22 protein-coding genes and 2 tRNA genes are annotated in these 17,726 nt (G+C 50.1%); 18 read left to right on the top strand and 6 right to left on the bottom strand.

From position 1 onward, the window contains the following. Window positions 1-18: 18 nt before the first annotated feature. The 14 genes from LVJ85_RS05525 (at window position 19) to LVJ85_RS05460 (ending at window position 9,871) form a co-directional block, all read left to right on the top strand. Window positions 19-672, top strand: coding sequence for a phage baseplate protein (locus LVJ85_RS05525; RefSeq protein WP_244742275.1), 654 nt, complete (start codon window positions 19-21; stop codon window positions 670-672). Next, complete coding sequence (locus LVJ85_RS05520) at window positions 669-965, top strand: hypothetical protein (RefSeq protein WP_244742273.1); 297 nt, start codon at window positions 669-671, stop codon at window positions 963-965. Before LVJ85_RS05525 ends, LVJ85_RS05520 begins: the two co-directional genes overlap by 4 nt. Continuing rightward, window positions 962-1,855, top strand: a complete 894-nt coding sequence (locus LVJ85_RS05515) for a hypothetical protein (protein ID WP_244742271.1) — start codon at window positions 962-964, stop codon at window positions 1,853-1,855. Before LVJ85_RS05520 ends, LVJ85_RS05515 begins: the two co-directional genes overlap by 4 nt. Then, window positions 1,842-2,576 carry a Gp138 family membrane-puncturing spike protein gene (locus tag LVJ85_RS05510; protein ID WP_244742267.1) on the top strand — a complete coding sequence of 245 codons (735 nt, stop codon included), beginning with the start codon at window positions 1,842-1,844 and terminating at the stop codon, window positions 2,574-2,576. The genes LVJ85_RS05515 and LVJ85_RS05510 overlap by 14 nt, the downstream gene beginning before the upstream one ends. Before the next feature lie 10 nt (window positions 2,577-2,586). Then, complete coding sequence (locus LVJ85_RS05505; protein WP_244742265.1) at window positions 2,587-2,937, top strand: hypothetical protein; 351 nt, start codon at window positions 2,587-2,589, stop codon at window positions 2,935-2,937. Then, the gene (locus tag LVJ85_RS05500) at window positions 2,934-4,115 is read left to right on the top strand and encodes a baseplate J/gp47 family protein (protein ID WP_244742262.1); all 1,182 of its coding nucleotides are present in this window, start codon (window positions 2,934-2,936) and stop codon (window positions 4,113-4,115) included. The genes LVJ85_RS05505 and LVJ85_RS05500 overlap by 4 nt, the downstream gene beginning before the upstream one ends. After that, complete coding sequence (locus tag LVJ85_RS05495) at window positions 4,112-4,744, top strand: DUF2612 domain-containing protein (protein ID WP_244742260.1); 633 nt, start codon at window positions 4,112-4,114, stop codon at window positions 4,742-4,744. Before LVJ85_RS05500 ends, LVJ85_RS05495 begins: the two co-directional genes overlap by 4 nt. Before the next feature lie 3 nt (window positions 4,745-4,747). Beyond that, complete coding sequence (locus LVJ85_RS05490; RefSeq protein ID WP_244742256.1) at window positions 4,748-6,295, top strand: tail fiber protein; 1,548 nt, start codon at window positions 4,748-4,750, stop codon at window positions 6,293-6,295. A gap of 71 nt (window positions 6,296-6,366) precedes the next feature. Then, window positions 6,367-7,137, top strand: a complete 771-nt coding sequence (locus LVJ85_RS05485; RefSeq protein WP_244742253.1) for a tail fiber assembly protein — start codon at window positions 6,367-6,369, stop codon at window positions 7,135-7,137. Continuing rightward, complete coding sequence (locus tag LVJ85_RS05480; RefSeq protein ID WP_244742250.1) at window positions 7,130-7,630, top strand: hypothetical protein; 501 nt, start codon at window positions 7,130-7,132, stop codon at window positions 7,628-7,630. Before LVJ85_RS05485 ends, LVJ85_RS05480 begins: the two co-directional genes overlap by 8 nt. After that, the gene (locus tag LVJ85_RS05475; RefSeq protein ID WP_244742247.1) at window positions 7,602-8,669 is read left to right on the top strand and encodes a hypothetical protein; all 1,068 of its coding nucleotides are present in this window, start codon (window positions 7,602-7,604) and stop codon (window positions 8,667-8,669) included. Before LVJ85_RS05480 ends, LVJ85_RS05475 begins: the two co-directional genes overlap by 29 nt. Before the next feature lie 47 nt (window positions 8,670-8,716). Further along, entirely contained in the window at window positions 8,717-8,983 is a 267-nt protein-coding gene (locus LVJ85_RS05470) for a holin (protein ID WP_244742244.1), read from the top strand. Next, on the top strand, window positions 8,973-9,479 hold the full coding sequence (locus LVJ85_RS05465; protein WP_244742240.1) for a lysozyme: 507 nt from the start codon (window positions 8,973-8,975) through the stop codon (window positions 9,477-9,479). Before LVJ85_RS05470 ends, LVJ85_RS05465 begins: the two co-directional genes overlap by 11 nt. Next, entirely contained in the window at window positions 9,476-9,871 is a 396-nt protein-coding gene (locus LVJ85_RS05460; RefSeq protein WP_244742238.1) for a hypothetical protein, read from the top strand. The genes LVJ85_RS05465 and LVJ85_RS05460 overlap by 4 nt, the downstream gene beginning before the upstream one ends. A gap of 179 nt (window positions 9,872-10,050) precedes the next feature. Here the strand turns inward: LVJ85_RS05460 and LVJ85_RS05455 are convergent, their stop codons facing one another. The 6 genes from LVJ85_RS05455 to LVJ85_RS05430 all read right to left on the bottom strand — a co-directional run bounded on the left by LVJ85_RS05455 (window position 10,051) and on the right by LVJ85_RS05430 (window position 13,695). Then, entirely contained in the window at window positions 10,051-10,671 is a 621-nt protein-coding gene (locus tag LVJ85_RS05455; RefSeq protein WP_244742235.1) for a hypothetical protein, read from the bottom strand. Beyond that, window positions 10,631-11,326 (bottom strand): hypothetical protein, encoded by a 696-nt coding sequence (locus LVJ85_RS05450; RefSeq protein ID WP_244742232.1) that lies wholly within the window; start codon window positions 11,324-11,326, stop codon window positions 10,631-10,633. Before LVJ85_RS05450 ends, LVJ85_RS05455 begins: the two co-directional genes overlap by 41 nt. 12 nt (window positions 11,327-11,338) lie before the next feature. Next, complete coding sequence (locus tag LVJ85_RS05445; protein WP_244742229.1) at window positions 11,339-11,713, bottom strand: hypothetical protein; 375 nt, start codon at window positions 11,711-11,713, stop codon at window positions 11,339-11,341. 44 nt (window positions 11,714-11,757) lie between these two features. Further along, window positions 11,758-12,060, bottom strand: coding sequence for a hypothetical protein (locus LVJ85_RS05440; protein WP_244742226.1), 303 nt, complete (start codon window positions 12,058-12,060; stop codon window positions 11,758-11,760). A gap of 165 nt (window positions 12,061-12,225) precedes the next feature. Next, a complete protein-coding gene (locus tag LVJ85_RS05435; protein WP_244742223.1) occupies window positions 12,226-13,428 on the bottom strand; it encodes an integrase arm-type DNA-binding domain-containing protein in 1,203 nt (400 codons plus the stop codon). Window positions 13,429-13,604: 176 nt separating this feature from the next. Next, window positions 13,605-13,695, bottom strand: a tRNA-Ser gene (locus tag LVJ85_RS05430). A gap of 263 nt (window positions 13,696-13,958) precedes the next feature. Here LVJ85_RS05430 and LVJ85_RS05425 point away from each other — a divergent pair. The 4 genes from LVJ85_RS05425 (at window position 13,959) to panC (ending at window position 17,683) form a co-directional block, all read left to right on the top strand. After that, on the top strand, window positions 13,959-15,647 hold the full coding sequence (locus tag LVJ85_RS05425) for a glutamine--tRNA ligase/YqeY domain fusion protein (RefSeq protein WP_244743068.1): 1,689 nt from the start codon (window positions 13,959-13,961) through the stop codon (window positions 15,645-15,647). Window positions 15,648-15,798: 151 nt separating this feature from the next. Next, window positions 15,799-15,874 (top strand) — tRNA-Thr (locus LVJ85_RS05420). 123 nt (window positions 15,875-15,997) lie between these two features. Next, window positions 15,998-16,786: a 3-methyl-2-oxobutanoate hydroxymethyltransferase gene (gene panB, locus LVJ85_RS05415; protein WP_244742219.1), complete on the top strand. Its 789-nt coding sequence runs from the start codon at window positions 15,998-16,000 to the stop codon at window positions 16,784-16,786. A gap of 63 nt (window positions 16,787-16,849) precedes the next feature. After that, a complete protein-coding gene (panC, locus tag LVJ85_RS05410; RefSeq protein WP_244742216.1) occupies window positions 16,850-17,683 on the top strand; it encodes a pantoate--beta-alanine ligase in 834 nt (277 codons plus the stop codon). Window positions 17,684-17,726 lie beyond the last annotated feature (43 nt).

Genomic DNA, 17,726 nt, shown 5'->3' with positions numbered 1-17,726 from the left:
CCGACTGAAAGGTAAATCATGCAATGGAACAGTATAGGCATTCCGAATGTGCCGAAAATACCGAAAAACATCGGCAATGCCTTAATCAGCTTTGCCGGAGCGCAACTGATTAACCGCATATTCGGCGAAAAGTGGGGCATATTCAATCAACGCGGCATACCGTTGCTTTTGGCCGATAATGTTGCATCGGTTCGGTTTGAGAATAAATCAAACGTATCAAGCGTGCCGGTAGAGAATGGTGCATTTGCCAGTTATAACAAGGTGGCAGACCCTTACAAGGCATCTGTAATGATGACTAAGGCCAGCGGCGGCGTGATGCAGCGCGGCGCGTTTTTATCCTTATTAGACACATTCGCCAACTCTACTGATTTGCACATGATTATCACGCCGGAGGCCGTTTATCCGAACTGTGTCATCACGGGGTATGACTATATCCGCGAATCAGGAAATGGGGCGCGTATGATTAAAGTAAACGTCCACTTCCAAGAAGTTCGTTTGGTTCAGGTGGAATACAAAAAAACCAAGTCTGAAGCGGGAAAACAGGTTGACGGCGGGAAGGTTCAGGCCAAAGAAGCGCCGACCGCACAACCGAAAGAATCGGTGCTATCCCGTATCGAGCGCGGGTACCGTGATGGCGGGATTAAAGGCGCACTCAAGGGGCTGTCATCATGAAAATGTACACTATCCCTATCCTTAACGAACCGTCGCAAACGCTGACTGTAAGACTTGGTAATCAAACGGTAGATATTGCCCTGACAATGCGTCTCGGTAACTTATACGCAGATGTACGGGTAAACGGTAAAAATGTGGTAAGCGGCCGCGTATGTTTGAATCATGAGCCGATTATCAAGGAATCTTTTAGACCGTTTATCGGAGAGCTTTATTTTGAAGATTTGCAGGGGAATGAAAATCCTGTTTACGGCGGCTTAGGCCGCCGTTTTGTTTTGCGGTGGATTGAGCCATGAATTTGCCGAGTCTGAAAGAGAAGAAGATTAAGGCGACGGTACTGCTTGGCAGTCAAGATAAAGTTTTTGACCAAAAGGGTAACAATACGCTGGTGTTTGACGGCTTACGGACGGAATGCCGTATTAATTACGGAAACGGGTCAGTAATGCCTTCCGCTCAAATCCGTATTTACGGATTAAGGCTGGAAAACATGTTGTCTTTGCTTCGCGTGAAATGGAATACCACGGAATCCTTGCAAAATCTGATACAGATTGAAGCAGGAGATGCCGACAAAATGGCGGTAGTTTATAAGGGTAATATCACATTTGCCCGTACGGACTTTACCACCGCTCCCAATGCGTCTCTGATTATTGAAAGCAATACGGCCATCTACCACAACCTTGCGCCGACCCCGCCCCGAAGTTTCGAGGGAGAAATAGACGTTGCCCAAGCCATAGAAATGTTGGCTAAAGACATGGGTATGATGTTTGAAAACAATGGCGTGAATGTGAAGTTGCAAAATCAATACCTGCCTGATACTGCCTTAAAAAAGGTACAGGCTTTGGCGAAGAATGCCGGTTGTGATTTATACATTGACAACGACACCATTGCCATTGCGCCGAAAGATGCTCCGCGCATGATTGATGTTCCGGTTATCAGTCCCTCAACAGGGTTGATCGGTTATCCGGTTCCCGATTTAATCGGCGTGAATTTTTCATGTTTATACGATTCGTCTTTACGTTTCGGCGGATTGGTTGAAATCGAGAATAGCTTAATAACCCAGTGCAATGGAAGATGGCGCATTTTCGGCATGGCGATTACGCTTGAATCATTGACACCGAACGGCAAATGGGAAGTGTTTATCAAGGCGGCCAGCGCAGAAAGCGATGTGAAACATGTCTCAAAATAAAGCAGGATATGAAGAAGCAGGCCAGCGCGGCGGCACGGGCGAAGTGGCCTTTATTGTAGAAAGCATCTTGACGCGGATTCAGACGGTAACGCTGGTGCGTGTGGTAAAGGTTAAAGGGGGTGGACTTGCACCTGTCGGCATGGTTGATGTTCAGCCGTTGGTGTCTCAAGTAGACGCATCGGGCGGCGTGATTCCGCACGGCGTAATTTACAACGTACCGTATATGCGGCTTCAAGGTGGTAGCAATGCGGTAATTATTGACCCGCAGCCCGGCGACATCGGCATGTGCGGGTTTTGCAGTCGAGATATAAGCAACGTTAAAGCGTTTAAAAAACCAGCCGCTCCGCACAGTAAGCGTAAGTTTGATTTTTCAGACGGCCTGTATTTCGGCGGTTTTTTGAATGGTACGCCCGAACAATACATTATGTTTTCAGATGGCGGCATCAAGATGTTTTCCCCTAAAGAAATCCAACTGGAAGCCCCGAAAACCTTAATCAAGTCGCCTGATGTGAAGATAGACGGCGCACAGATGACGATTAAGGCCAACACCACACAGAACGGCAGCTTTTCCCAAACAGGCGGTGGTGCTGCTTCATTTTCGGGTAATGTAGCGGTTCGCGGGAATGCTAATGTGTCAGAGAAAGTGGAAGCCGGCATTGATGTTATCGGCGGCGGGAAGTCGCTTAAATCCCATACCAACGGCGGTTTGGCTGTTGATTAGAAAGGTTGATATGCACACTTTGTATTTAGACCCTGAAACATGGGATTTGACGCTTGATAGCGGTGGGAATATCGCTTATGCCAAAGACCCGTACAGCAAGGCTCAAGACGTAGCAAGCGCAATCAGGCTGTTTGACGGAGAACTGTATTACGACACGGGTAAAGGTATCCCCTACTTTGACGAGATACTGGGCAAGCCTCATTCATACGCCCTGTATAAGTATCGAATGGAGCAGGCGGCCTTAAGCGTTCCCGATGTCGTTAAGGCCGAAGTAACGGTAAATGTTGAGAATAACCGCGCAATATCAGGCGCGGTTGTTTTTTGGGATAAAGACAATCAGAGCTACACGGTGGGCTTATGAAAACAAACGTACCAAATATTGTGATTGATGATACAGGTGTAAAGATACCGTCTGAAACAGAAATCCTTGATGGTGTATTAGCGGACTTTAACGAAGCCTTCGGCGGCAATCTAAACTTGAATTTGGAAACGCCACAGGGTCAGTTAGCAAGTTCGCTCGCTGCCATCATTAACGACAAAAACAACGCCATAGCGCAGATTATCAATCAAGTACACCCTGATTTTGCTGCTGGTGTAATGCAGGACGCAGTGGCGAAAATCTATTTTCTTGAGCGTAAGCCTGAAACGGATTCTGTTGTTGAATGTGAATTTACCGGGCTTGTCGGAACGGTTATTCCGAAAGGCTTTATTGCCAAAGACGAAGCGGGCAACCGCTGGACTTTGCAGAATCAGGCCGTGATTGAAGAATCGGGAACGGTTACCGCCGTGCTGACGTCGCAATCAGGAACAGAGGCAAGAGCGGGAACGGTTACGCAGATAGAGCAATACATTTCGGGGCTTGATCGTGTAACCAATAAGCAAGATGCGGTGGCGGGTCGGAAAACCGAGAGCCGCGAAGACTTTCGTGAGCGCAGAAAGAACAGCGTTGCCATCAATGCGCACGGCACGCCCGCATCTGTTTACGCGAACGTGTTTGCCCTTGATGGCGTGTCTGATGTGTATGTCGTGGACAACCCTAAGCACACCGCCGATACTATTGGCGGGGTAAGTTTAAAACCGCACAGCCTGTATGTTGCTGTTGTCGGTGGAAATGATGACGAGATTGCACGAAAAATATGGAAGTTCGCGGGAAGCGGTTGCGACTTTACCGGGAACACCACAGTAACCGTGCTTGACGAAAGCTATGCACACCCTAAGCCATCTTACAGTATTTCGTTTACGCGCCCCAGTAACGCACCTATCTATTTTCGCGTGAAAGTTCAATCCGGCGGCGATCTTGGTTACGAAAAAATCATGAAAGATGCACTGATTGACGCTTTCCGAAGACGCGGGAAAAACAAAATCGGAGCAACCATCTATGCGGTGGACTTTGTAGCCCCGCTGTCAGGAATGAGTGGCGTTAATTTGGTGTCTGTGGAAGTCGGATTGTCCAACAGTAATTATGCAAGCCATGTTGTGGCGAATATCGACAAAATCCCCGTGCTATCGCCGGAGAATATTCAGGTGGTAACGGTATGATTAACGTAAAAGATACTGTAATCAGCCAGTATGCCCACAGCCCGATTATGCTTGAAATTATAAAGGATATGAACAAGAGCATAGACCCGCGCCACGACATTAAAGCGTTTTACGATGATGTGTGGAATATAGCTACCGCCAAAGGCTACGGCCTTGATGTTTGGGGTGCGATTGTCGGCATAAACAGGCGTGTGAAGGTAACGGCTGAAGATGTGAATATAGGCTTTGCCGAGGGCTTTACGCCGTTTAATGATGGTGTGTGGAGTATCGGCGCAAACGGCTCTAACATCTACCGCCTTGATGACGAAGCATACCGAAACATCATCATGATTAAGGCTGCTGGTAACATCATCTACGCCACGGCATACCATATCAACAAGCTGCTTACTAAGCTGTTTGAGAATCGCGGGCGGGCGTATTTTGTGAAAAGCGGCACGATGGCCGCGCGATATGTGTTTGAGTTTTACTTAAATCCCATCGAACGATCCATTATCCGGCAATCAGATATTCTGCCCCGCCCGTCCGGTGTATTGCTTGATTTTTACGAACCGCAGCCGAGCGATTATTTCGGCTTTACTGAAGCCAACCTAGCACCCTTCGGACAGGGTGTTTTTTATTTGGAGAATTAACCCATGCCCAATCCAAAATTAATGCCAGAGGCGTTTTGCAATGACGGCCTGAAGAACGATATCCCCGAAACAAGGGCATCGGGAGTAGCTGAGAATGCCATTACCTATGCCGACGGCTTCCCACAAATCACAATGACCCCAGTTGCCGCAGGCGGTAAGCCGCCAAGTGGTAAGGACATGAACGGCATTCTGCATGAAATAAGCCAACATATCGTCCATTTGAATAAAGGTAACATGTATCAATTTGATACTGCATTTGCCAATAAGATTGGCGGCTATCCAAAGGGATCGGTGCTGATATCAGACAAATTGGACGCATTATTTTTAAGCTTGGTAAACAACAACAAGACCAATTTCAACACGGCAAGCTACACAGGCAAGTGGTTAAAATTCGCGAGCCCAGTTGTCAATAACCTGACTACGGACGATGCCGAAAGTACGTTGTCGGCGGCAATGGGCAAGAAACTGCAAGACGAAAAGCTGGGTAAAGAAGGCAGTCAGGAAATCAGCGGTAGCACGTTTACCGTGGGCAACCGCAACTATACCGGGTATCGATTGTGGAGCGCATCGGGTAACGAAGGCTTGATTATTGAAAGCTCGGGCATCAATACAGGCCATAAATTTATTGTCCGCCGCCACAACAACGGCACTTTCGAGAGCGGCAATGTCCGCAGCTTTTCACTGCCTGCCATCGACGGCGACTACACCCTTGCTCCCGCAGGTTTACTGACCAATCAAGATTTGAACACCCTTACCGTGCCGGGCTTATACGGCCAAAACAGCAATTCAAACGCCCAAACCGCCCGCAACTATCCCGTGGTAAAAGCGGGGTCGCTGCTGGTAATGCCCTCCGCCTACGGCGTGCAGCAGATTTATTCCGTGTTTGATGCCACCGATATTTACGCCCGCAACCAAAACAGCGGCGGATGGACGGCATGGCAAAAAACCAACGTCAGCCCCGCCGAAATGCAGGCCGCGATTGCCGCCATTCAGCCTAACAAGAGCGACGAGATAAATCTCGACGATACAACCAAACTGGCCACGGCCAAAGCCGTTAAAACGCTGAACGACAAAATAGACCGTGCCACGCCTGCGGGCGAAATCGCCTTTTTTGCCGGCAGCGCACCGCCATACGGCTGGCTGAAAGCCAACGGCGCGGCCGTATCCCGCACCGCCTACCGCGCCCTGTTTGCCGCCATCGGCACAACTTACGGCGCGGGCGACGGACGCAGCACGTTCAATCTGCCCGATTTGCGCGGCGAATTTGTGCGCGGTTTCGACGACGGCCGCAATCTCGACCGTGGCCGTGCGTTGGGTAGCAGGCAGGCAGATGAAATCAAAGCGCACAACCACATGATGCCGGCAGGCGAGCCGGGCAGCCCGTCTTCTTGGCACTTGGCTGTATACGGTGTGGCGGACGGCCAACCCTACACGCATGTGGAAGACTTTACCTCGGCGACGCAAAGCAGCGTGAGGCATTTGGTATCAAGTACCGGTGGCAGCGAAACCCGCCCGCGCAATATCGCCTTACTCGCCTGCATCAAAGTTTAAGGCCGTCTGAAACCGTAGGGCGGGCATCCTTGCCCGCCGCCCAAACATAAATCCCAAACAAGGAAACAGAAATGACCCAAGACATCCAATGGACAAAACCCGTCTGCCAGCTAGATTCAGACGGCCTGTATCTCGGCCAAACAGAAGCCGAGTTAGACGTTTACGCCCGCGACGGCAGCTACCTCATCCCCGGCGGCTGCATCGAAGCCGACCCGCCCGAAGCCCGCAAAGGACAAGCCGCCCGCTGGACTGGAGAGGTGTGGGAGTACATACCTGACTACCGGGGCAAAACCGCTTATCAAACCGCCGACGGCCAAGCCGTAACCATCGATACGGTGGGCGAGCTTTCAGACGGCCTCACGTTGGATGCGCCGCCGTCGCCGTGGCATACATGGGGCGGCAAAAAATGGGTGGTAAGCAAAGAGGCTAAAGCCGAACAGTTGGCGCAGGCTCAAGCCGCCAAGCTGGCTGAAATCAACCAAGCCGCCCAAGCCTGTATCGACCAAGCGGCAGGGCTAAACAGAGTGCCCGAGTTTGAGGTCGCAACGTGGACAATCCAAGCCCTAGAGGCAAAGGCATGGTACGCCGACAACGCCGCCGCCACGCCTACGCTGGATGCGATTGCGGACGCTCGCGGTATTCCAGCGGAAGTGCTTAAGCAAAAAGCTTATGAAAAGGCGGTTAAGTTTGAGATGTTGACCGCCCATATAGCCGGTTTGCGCCAAGCCGCGGAAGACAAAATCTACGCAGCTAAAACCCCAGAAGATGTTGCCGCCGTGCAATGCGATTTTTGCACCACGCCGCCATCACAAACTACAACGACCGAGGTGGCAGATGAGTAATCGCAAGGTGTATTTAGCTCTGTATAAGGGCAAAAAAGACGGTCGCGGCATTAATCCTTTCCTGATACGCTTGAGAGACGGCTTTGTGCGTAAAATAACAAGGGGAAAATACAGCCATTGCGAAATCGCCATAGAAACGGAAAACAGCGGGGAATACCGCTGTTTTTCTTCATCCATCCGAGATGGTGGAGTAAGAATGAAAGTTATACCCTTGCCGTCTGAAAAATGGGATTTAATCCCCGTTCCGAGCCATGTCGCCATGTGCGCCACAAGGCTGTTCAATCAAACTAAAGGGCGAAAATACGATTATATGGGCGCAATCGGCCTGTATTTGGGTATTTCTCACGAAAAGAAACGCTGGTTTTGTTCGGAATGGTGCGGCGCCGCATTGAATATAAACGAAGCGTGGCGTTTCGATCCGAATGGACTTGCCACAATTGTCAATCAAAAACACAACGGAGTGCATGATGGGCATAGCAGTCAAAAACCTTAACCTGTATCAGGGAGATACCCATATTTTCAAGGTATCGCTTTTTTCAGACGGCTTGCCCCTAAATCTTTCAGGTTCAAATATCGTTATGCAGATAAAGCCCGACAACGGATCGGAATTTATCAGCCCGAAGATAACGCTAAACGGGGAGGTGGCGGTTATACACTTCCCTTCCCTGTTGACGCATGATGTTTCATGGCGCAACGGCAGTTACGACATCCGCCAAATAAACGGCAGTATCGTAAAAACCCTTTTACGCGGCCGCGTGATAATTGAACCGTCCGTAACGCCCGTTAAAGAATCAATCGGGCAAGGCGGATCCGTTCGGGAAGAGCGCATAGAAGTAGAAGTTTCAGGACAAGCCGTGATTGTGCGAAATGGCGGAGCAAATGCGGACGCCAACGCTCTACGCTTAGAAATACAAGAATTGCGCCAAACAATCGCTTCTATTCCTGCAGGCGAAAAGGGCGCAGACGGAATGCCCGGAGAGCGTGGCTTGGACGGCAGGGCGGCAACAGTTGAAATCGGCACGGTTTCTGTCGGCCAAGAAGCAAGTGTAACCAATTCAGGCAATCAATCAGCCGCCGTTTTGAATTTCGTTATTCCAAAAGGCGAACAGGGCTTACCCGGCCAAGCAGGAACAGACGGCCGCCCGGGGGAAAAAGGAGAAAACGGCCTTTCCGCCTACGATATTGCCGTGAAAAACGGTTTTCAAGGCAGCGAACAAGAATGGCTGCAATCGCTTAAAAAACCGGCAGGAAATGAAGCCTACGCCCTTTTGCAAGAAGGCTATTACGGCCGCGAAGACTTGCAGCGTTTTAACGGTGATTCACCGATAGCGAACGGTAAATTTATTACGGTTCCGTGGCCTAAACCTTTTTCAGAGCGGCCATTTGTGCAAATAACCGCTGACGTCGTATCAAAGTCAACACGGATTGTGTATGTGCAGAACATTACTGAAACCGGCTTTGATTTAGCATGCAATTATGCTACCGACCTAAAAGGTGTGTGGTATCGGGCGTATATAAAATCAATCAATTGAATTTCAACTCCCCGCATTGCTGCGGGGATTTTTTTATGGAGTGAAACGTGATTAAACAAGTTGCAGGACATACGGTAGGTGGTCAAACGGGCAGCGGAATCAGCGTAACCGGCGCACTCACAACCTTTGCCGGATTTTTGGCTGATATTCCGTGGGTAACGGTTGTTGGTATGGCGGTGGCGGTGTTTGGCTTTTTGGTCAACGCCTACTTTGGTTGGCGAAAAGACCGACGGGAACAGGAAAAGGCAGACCTTGAGAAACAGGTTCTGTTATCTCAAATCGAGCATCTGAAAGGAGGTAAGAATGCAAAATAAAAAGATGTGGGTTGTAGGCATGACTGCTTCGGCTGCCTTTTTTGTCGGGTTGATTCAGCATGAAGGATTCCGCAGCAAGCCCTACCGTGATTCCGTGGGTGTGCCTACTATCGGTATCGGCAGCACGGTTTACCCTGATGGAAGCAAGGTTAAGATGACTGACCCCGCCATCACGAAAAAGCAGGCAATCGAGCATGCCAAACATCATGTCAGCAAAGATGAGCGGCGGTTCCAAAAATTGATGCCGGACGTGATGTTGAGCCAAACAGAATATGATCTGTATTTGGACTTCGCATACCAATACGGCACGCACACCTTTGCCAAATCATCAATGTTGCGGAATCTGAAACGCGGCGATTATAAGGCCGCCTGCCGTTCGTTGCTGAAATACAAGTTTGCAGGCGGGCGGGATTGCAGCATACGCAAAAACAACTGTATCGGCGTGTGGAAGCGCCAGCTTGACCGCTATAACAAGTGCATGGAGGCTAACCGATGACTTTTTTTACAGCCGCGTGGCCATGGCTGATTGGCGCATTGCCTACGATAAAAAAATACTGGCAGACGATCGCCGTTTTGATTGTCGTGGCTTTATTGGCGTGGTTTTGGTTCGACGGCAACCAATCCGCGTATCAGCGGGGCTATAACGATGCAACGGCTAAAATCAGCCTTGATATTGCCGAAAGTGTGAAGAAAAACGCTGAAAAGGCGCATGAATCCAGCGCGGAGTATCAAGACACCCGCGCCGAACAAGTGGAAAAAGAAAGGGTAAGATATGTCAAAGTCAAAGAAATTATCAAGCAGCCTGTGTATGTTAACCGCTGTTTTGATGATGACGGCGTGCAAGTCATCAACGATTCCGCCGATGAATACCAACCCGCCGCCCGCTGATATAGCGCAGCCCTGCCCGAAAATGCCGCGTCTTTCAGGCGGCACGGGCGCGGATATACTGCCCTATATATTGGAATTGCACGGCCAATACAAGGACTGCGCAGCGCGGCACAAGGCATTAGTTAAGGCGTGGCCGAAGTGATGAAAGGCCGTCTGAAATTTCAGACGGTCTGTTTTGATTAAATCTTACCGCTACCCTTAAGCAACTCAATAATGTGGTCTATGGATATACCGTGTTTACCGGCTACAACCAAATTGCCACCCTCTATCTTAACGTTAGATGTCATGCGGTAGGTGCGTTTTGGTTTGGCTTTGGCTTTATGGCTATCCCTAACCAGCAGCATTTGATATTGCTCATCAGGTTTTTTGATATAGCCGTCGCCAATTGCCTGATACACTTGCGCGGCAGTCAGTTGGCTTAACTCAACGCTGCGGACAAGTTGCTGCTTGTCGTCCGACAACTCTACAATGTCGATACTGCCTTTCTCAATCAATTGCTGCTGCCGCTCAATCGGCAGCGATGCCAACGATGCAATCAAGGTTTTTTGGCCGGCATAATTAACCACAACGCGGGCATCCAGCCTTTTGTTGGCAATCATCGGTATATAGGCCATCAGCCCGTGTCTAAGGCTGCTCATATCTTCGCCGCGTTTTTCCAGCTCCTGCCATACGGCAGCGATATAGGTTAGGTATTCGGCGGTAATGCTGACCGCCGCCGCGAGCCGCTCTTTAAGTTCCGCTGTCGATAGCTCTGATACATTAATCGCCATCTCGTTTTGGTTTGTTTTGCTCGGCCACATTTAATAACTCCTGCGTTTGCTTCATTAGTTTAGCAAGTTCTTGGTTTTGTTTATATTTTTGGCGGGCTGCATGTTGATAGGCTTGGTATTTTTCCCATTCTTCAGGGTTTTTCTGCAAACGCTCTCTTTCTGCCTGCCGCCAAACCCGCCCGCGCTCACGGGCGAGGATACGTCGTTTTTCTTTCTCTTCTTCAGGCAACGCCGCCCAAAAATCCGCCCGCTGCTGATTAATCTCATCGCGATTTTGGATATATCGGCTTGCCTGATATTCCGCTCTTTTCAGACGGTATTCGGGGTCTCTCAGCCTGCGTTTGCTCCGTTCGGCCTCTTTTTGCTTGTGCGCCCGCATTTTTTCGGGGTCGCTTAGCCGCTTTTCTTTTCGGGCAGCGTGGTTACGCTTATTTAATTCAGGGTCTTCGGTTATTCTTTTCGCATAAAACCGATTTTGGATCCCGCGCACCTTATCTTGCTCGCATTGAGTGCAACAGGTGTTTTTTCTGCCGCGCTCTATCGGTATTTTTTTCCCGCACACCACGCAATCGGGTTGGCGGCAATGTTCGCAAAGCTCAAACACCCGCCCGCTCGCCCGCCGCCACTCATACACCCGCCCGCATACAGGGCAAGGTCTGCTGATGGGCTTGTTTTTGGCTGCCATTTCAGACGGCCTTTACTGTGCCGCCCAATACAGCCGCACGGCATCTAAGATGGCAAACTGCTGGGCTTGGCTCATCTTAACCAGCCTCTCGACAAGCGGCTGGCAATGCTCGGGTAGTTGACTGGTAATTGTTGCGCCGTAGTGCGTCATCAGGTCAGCGGCAATATTGATGGGCAAGCAAATTTTGCTTAACTCACTACCTGCGTATATATTTTGGATTTCCGCCCACTCTTCGCCCGACAATTCCGGCTTTTCGGCTTTAGCTAAATGCGCCAAAAGCTCAAAAGCCGAATTGATTGTACCTGACCAATTAGGCTGATCTGCAACGGTGCGCTCGATAATATATTGCTCGGTTCCATCGGAAAGATGGATATTTTTTCTTGGCATGTTTTTTTCCTTTTTAAAAAGCCGCCCAAAGGCGGCTTTGTGAATTAATAATTAAATGATTTGACCCAATTATTTAAGTCTTCTTCCGAGAACCAAGAGTTATCAAAATCCCAATCGCTATCGCTTGTATCAACATCATAAGTTGATCCTGTTTCTTCATTCATTTCTGTCCAGCCGACATAGATGGGATTGCCATTGGTTTCTACCCATAAAACTAAAGCGCTAGGGTAGCCGCCATTATCTTCTAGGCTGATGTTTAATTTTTCCAGTTTGTCACCAAACTCGCCATTGTTCTCAATTGTTTTTGTTGAGCTAGAAATAATTTTTAAGGTGTTGGTAATGTACATTTTTTAATCTCCTGCGCCTCATTCGGCGTCTTGGTTGGTTAATCTGTTATGGCCTTGTTGTCTTGCCATGTGTGTATATTAAATGTATTAATGTGTATTGTCAATATAAAATATAGTACATTTTTATTTATTTATACACACATTTGATTTTAAAAGAAAAATAATTTATTTATTTTTTACCAGCCCTAAAATAACCGCGCTCCACTTTGTAAGCGCATCTCTTCTTTCGGCCAGTAACTCTGATCGGTTATAGGCCGTCTGCGTCTTGGTGCCTAATGAGTGCGCGAGCAACTTTTCGGCGACATCATCCGCTATCTTTAACTCTTCCCGCAGGTAGGTTCGGGCAAGGCTGCGCAGGCCGTGGGCGGTTGTATCAAGCCTTGCCCTTTGCATTGCCATGCGCGGGCTTTCCTTATTCAGATGGCCGCGGAAATTATAGCTTTCAAAGAGATATTTACCGTTGATATTGATTTCTTTGGCCTGTTGCAATACCCATTTCAGGCCGTCTGAAAGCGGTACTACATGCTCCCTGCGCTCTTTTTTGCGCGCGGCCGGAACAATCCACAATCCTGCCTGCTCGTCTATCTCCGACCACTCGGCAAGACACGTCTCTTGCACGCGGGTCATGCTCAATAGCAGCCAGTAGATTGCAAGACGTGTAGTCGCATTGATTTTCAGGCGGTTCGTTGGGTTGGCAAACTCCCCGCGCTGCTCCAAAAAATCAATCAGGCGCGGCAATTCGGACGGTGGTAATGCGGCCATGTTTGCCGTTTTGGCTTTAGCAAATACCCGGCTCCCGATTTGAGTTACAGGGTTGTACTCAATAATGCCCGCTGCCACGGCATAGCCAAATACCAACCCTAAGCTGTTTTTGGTTTTCCGCAGCGTATCGGCAATGCCCCGCGCTTCCATCACGCGGAGACACGAAACAATATCCGCCGTCTTGATGTCTTTTATATCCCGATCGCCAAGCATCGGGAAAACCCAACGCTCAAACATGCTCCAAACCTGTTTATGGTATTTTTCAGCCATGTCTTGATGCCATCGCTCATACCACATTTCAGACACGTTTTTTAGCAAATGGGATTCTTCAATTTTTGGTTTGATGACCTGTTCGCCGTGCGCCCGTTTGCGCCGTATATCTTCCCGCCATTCCCGCGCTTCGGCCAGCGAGAAATCAGGATACTGCCCAAGTGCTATCGTCTGCTGCTTTCCCCTATCGTCTTTAAACGATATTTTCCACGACTTCGCACCCGTAGGATAAACCCAAAGGGCAAGGCCGCCGCCGTCCGATAACTTGTACATTTTAACGGCAGGCTTGGCATTTTTGACTTGTGATATGGATAGCGGTTTAACGAGTTTCGGCATTTTTTATGGTAATCCTTGACGGCAAGATGGTAAGTGCGCATAAATTACCATAATAATGCGGTTATAGATAGGGCATTAAAGGTTATAGATAGTTACTAAAATACCTACAAAATCCAGTAAAAATAATGGTTTAGGTAATAAAAAATCCCAAGCCGAAACAGCTTGGGATTGGTATATGGCAGAGAGGAAGGGATTCGAACCCTCGATACGCTATTCACGTATACACGCTTTCCAGGCGTGCGACTTCAACCACTCATCCACCTCTCTGTGGAAAAACGGGATTATACGGATTTTGAAGAGTGATGGCAATAATATTAAACAAGTATTTACCGAACAAAGTTCGCCCTTCCTGCAAAACAATGACATATTTTCCGCTATCCTCTCACCGAAATCAAAAACCGAAACCTTTGGATATGAAACGCAGGCAGCAATTTAATGTACAATACGCAGCATCTTCCAAACCTTTTCAGACGGCCTTTCAACGCATAGGCCGTCTGAACATTATCCACATCACAAAACGACTTATCCCTATGATGAACAAAGACCAATTTGCCGATAACCACTTTATCCGCACCATCATCGACGAAGACCTCAAAAGCAGCAAACACACCGCTATCCAAACCCGTTTCCCGCCCGAGCCGAACGGCTATCTGCATATCGGCCACGCCAAATCCATCTGCCTGAATTTCGGCTTGGCCTATATTTACGACGGCCTGTGCAATCTGCGTTTCGACGACACCAACCCCGAAAAAGAAAATCAGGAATACGTTGATTCGATTAAAGAAGACGTGCAATGGTTAGGTTTCAAATGGGCGGGCGAGCCGCGTTATGCTTCCGACTATTTCGACCAACTGTTCGATTACGCCGTCGGCCTGATTAAAGACGGCAAAGCCTATGTGGACGACTTAAGCGCCGAAGAAATGCGCGAATACCGCGGCACGCTCACCGAGCCGGGCAAAAACAGCCCCTACCGCGACCGCAGCATCGAAGAAAACCTCGATTTGTTCATGCGCATGAAAAACGGCGAATTCCCCGACGGCAGCAAAACCCTGCGCCTGAAAATCGACATGGCCGCGGGCAACGTAAACCTGCGCGATCCGGTGATTTACCGCATCCGCCGCGCGCATCACCACAACACCGGCGACAAGTGGTGCATCTACCCCATGTATGACTACACCCACGCCATTTCCGATGCCATCGAAAAAATCACCCACTCGCTGTGTACGCTCGAATTTGAAGCCCACCGCCCGCTGTATGATTGGGTGCTCGACAATATCCCGATCGACAACCATCCGCGCCAATACGAGTTTTCACGCTTGGAGCTGCTGTATTCCATCACATCCAAACGCAAACTGAGCCAGTTGGTTTCAGACGGCCACGTTACAGGTTGGAACGACCCGCGTATGCCCACCATCTCCGGCATGCGCCGCCGCGGTTATACGCCTGAAGGCTTGCGCCTGTTTGCCAAGCGCGTCGGCATTTCCAAGTCTGAAAATGTGGTGGACATGAGTGTACTCGAAGGCGCGATTCGCGAAGAGTTGGAAAATTCCGCCCCGCGCATGATGGCCGTGTTAAACCCGATTAAAGTGACGCTCACCAATTTTGAAGCCGGCAAAACCCAAAGCCGCAGTGCGCCTTACCACCTGCACCACGAAGAAATGGGCGAACGCGAAGTGCCCATCAGCCAAACCCTGTATATCGAAGCCGACGATTTCAGCGAAAACCCGCCAGCCGGCTGGCAGCGTCTGACTTTGGGCGGTGAAGTGCGCTTGCGTTACAGCTATGTGATTAAGTGCGACGAAGTGGTGAAAGACGAAAACGGCAACGTGGTCGAACTCAAATGCAGCATCGACCACGATACCTTAGGTAAAAAGCCCGAAGGCCGCAAAGTAAAAGGCGTGATCCATTGGCTTTCCGCCGAACACGCCGTGCCGGTGCAAGTGCGCCTGTACGACCGCCTGTTTACCGAACCGCGCCCCGATGCCGTTCGCGGCGAAGACGGCGAATACCTGCCGTTTACCGATTTCCTGAACCCCGAATCCATGAAAGAAATCACCGCTTACGCCGAACCCGTGGCCAAAACTTTGGAGCCGGAAAGCCGCTGGCAGTTTGAGCGTTTGGGCTATTTCGTGACCGACCGCTACGACCACAGCAAAGAAAAGCCGGTGTTTAACCGCACGGTTACGTTGAAAGATACTTGGCAGGCCAAGGGGCAATAAGGATACGTTTTCAAGGTTGCCCTTTTCAAAGCCCATCGAGGCCGTCTGAAAATAATTTACCGAGAAAACAATACCTTAAAAAATTTTTAAAATTTTCTGCGCAAACTGCTTGCCAAACCGCATCAAGATGGGCATAATGCGCACTTCTTCAGCCGGTATAGCTCAGTTGGTAGAGCAGCTGACTTGTAATCAGAAGGTCCCGAGTTCGACTCTTGGTGCCGGCACCATAAAATAAAAACAGCCTGATCCCAGCGGTCAGGCTGTTTTGCTTTGGTTGAAATTTCACCTTCAGCCTCCATTATTAACCGCGTTTAAACTTAAGGCCGTCTGAAAAGAATCGGAATATTGTGATGATTACAGTCAACACACTGCAAAAAATGAAAGCAGAAGGCGAAAAAATCGCCATGCTCACCGCCTACGAAGCCAGCTTTGCCGCATTGATGGACAATGCCGGCGTAGATGTTTTGCTGGTAGGCGATTCGCTCGGCATGACCGTACAGGGGCAAGCCTCCACCCTGCCCGTTTCCCTGCGCGATATGTGCTATCACACCGCAGCCGTCGCCCGCGGCACGAAAAACGCCATGATCGTGAGCGACCTGCCCTTCGGCGCATACCAGCAAAGCAAAGAGCAGGCGTTTGCCGCCGCTGCCGAACTGATGGCCGCCGGCGCGCATATGGTCAAGCTGGAAGGCGGCGTATGGATGGCGGAAACCACCGAATTCCTGCAACTGCGCGGCATTCCCGTTTGCGCCCATATCGGCCTCACGCCGCAATCGGTGCATGCTTTCGGCGGCTATAAAGTGCAAGGCAAAGGCGACAAAGCGCAAGCGTTGCTGAACGATGCCAAAGCGCACGACGAAGCCGGTGCCGCTATCATCTTGATGGAATGCGTACCCGCCGCCCTCGGCAAACAAGTTACCGAAACCGTGAACAGCCCCACCATCGGCATCGGCGCGGGTGTGGATTGCGACGGGCAAGTATTGGTGATGCACGACATGCTGGGCGTATTCCCCGGCAAAACCGCCAAATTCGTCAAAAACTTTATGGAAGGCCAAACCAGCATACAGGCTGCCGTAGCCGCTTATGTTGCCGCAGTCAAAAACAAAACCTTCCCTGCCGCCGAACATACTTTTTCATAATGTGAACAGGCCGTCTGAAACGTGTTTTCAGACGGCCTTATTCAGTTGAAGGACCAATCCTCCATGAAAATCATCCATACCATCAAAGAATTACGCGAATGGCGCAAAACCGCAGGCCGTGTGGCGTTTGTGCCTACCATGGGCAACCTTCACGAAGGCCATCTGGCTTTGGTGCGCGAAGCCCGTAAGCGTGCCGATCATGTCGTGGTCAGTATCTTCGTCAACCGCCTGCAATTCGGCCAAGGCGAGGACTTCGACAAATATCCGCGCACTTTGCAGCAAGATGCCGACAAGCTGAAAAACGAAGGCGTGGCGGTTGTTTTCGCTCCCGATGAAAAAGAGCTGTATCCGAACGTGGAACAACGCTACAACGTCGAGCCGCCCCATCTGCAAAACGAGCTGTGCGGCAAATTCCGCCCCGGCCATTTCCGCGGCGTGGCTACCGTTGTCTGCAAGCTCTTCAACATCGTCGAACCCGATGCAGCCTGCTTCGGCAAAAAAGACTACCAGCAGCTTGCCATCATCAAAGGGCTGGTTGAAGACTTAAACATCAACGTGGAAATCGTGCCCGTCGATACCGGCCGCGCTTCAGACGGCCTCGCCCTCTCCAGCCGCAACCAATACCTGAACGGACAAGAACGCGCCGAAGCACCGCGCCTCTACCGCGAGCTTTGCGCCATTGCCGAAGCCGTGCGCAACGGCAATTTGGCCTATGCCGAATTGGAAAACGCCGCTATACAGCGCTTAACCGACGCGGGCTGGTCGGTTGACTATGTTGAAGTCCGCCATGCCGGCAGCCTTGAAGTCGCCCATGCCGGCGATAAAAATCTGGTGGTTTTGGCCGCCGCGCGCTTAGGTTCTACACGCCTGATCGACAATATCGAAATTCATCTGTAAACCGACACAAAAGGCCGTCTGAAAAGATATAAAAAAACGGAGC

Source organism: Neisseria sp. Dent CA1/247 (assembly GCF_022870825.1).
Classification (GTDB): domain Bacteria; phylum Pseudomonadota; class Gammaproteobacteria; order Burkholderiales; family Neisseriaceae; genus Neisseria; species Neisseria zoodegmatis.
The sequence above is the reverse complement of the archived record's forward strand: the minus strand, read 5'-3'. Positions and strand labels throughout refer to the sequence as shown.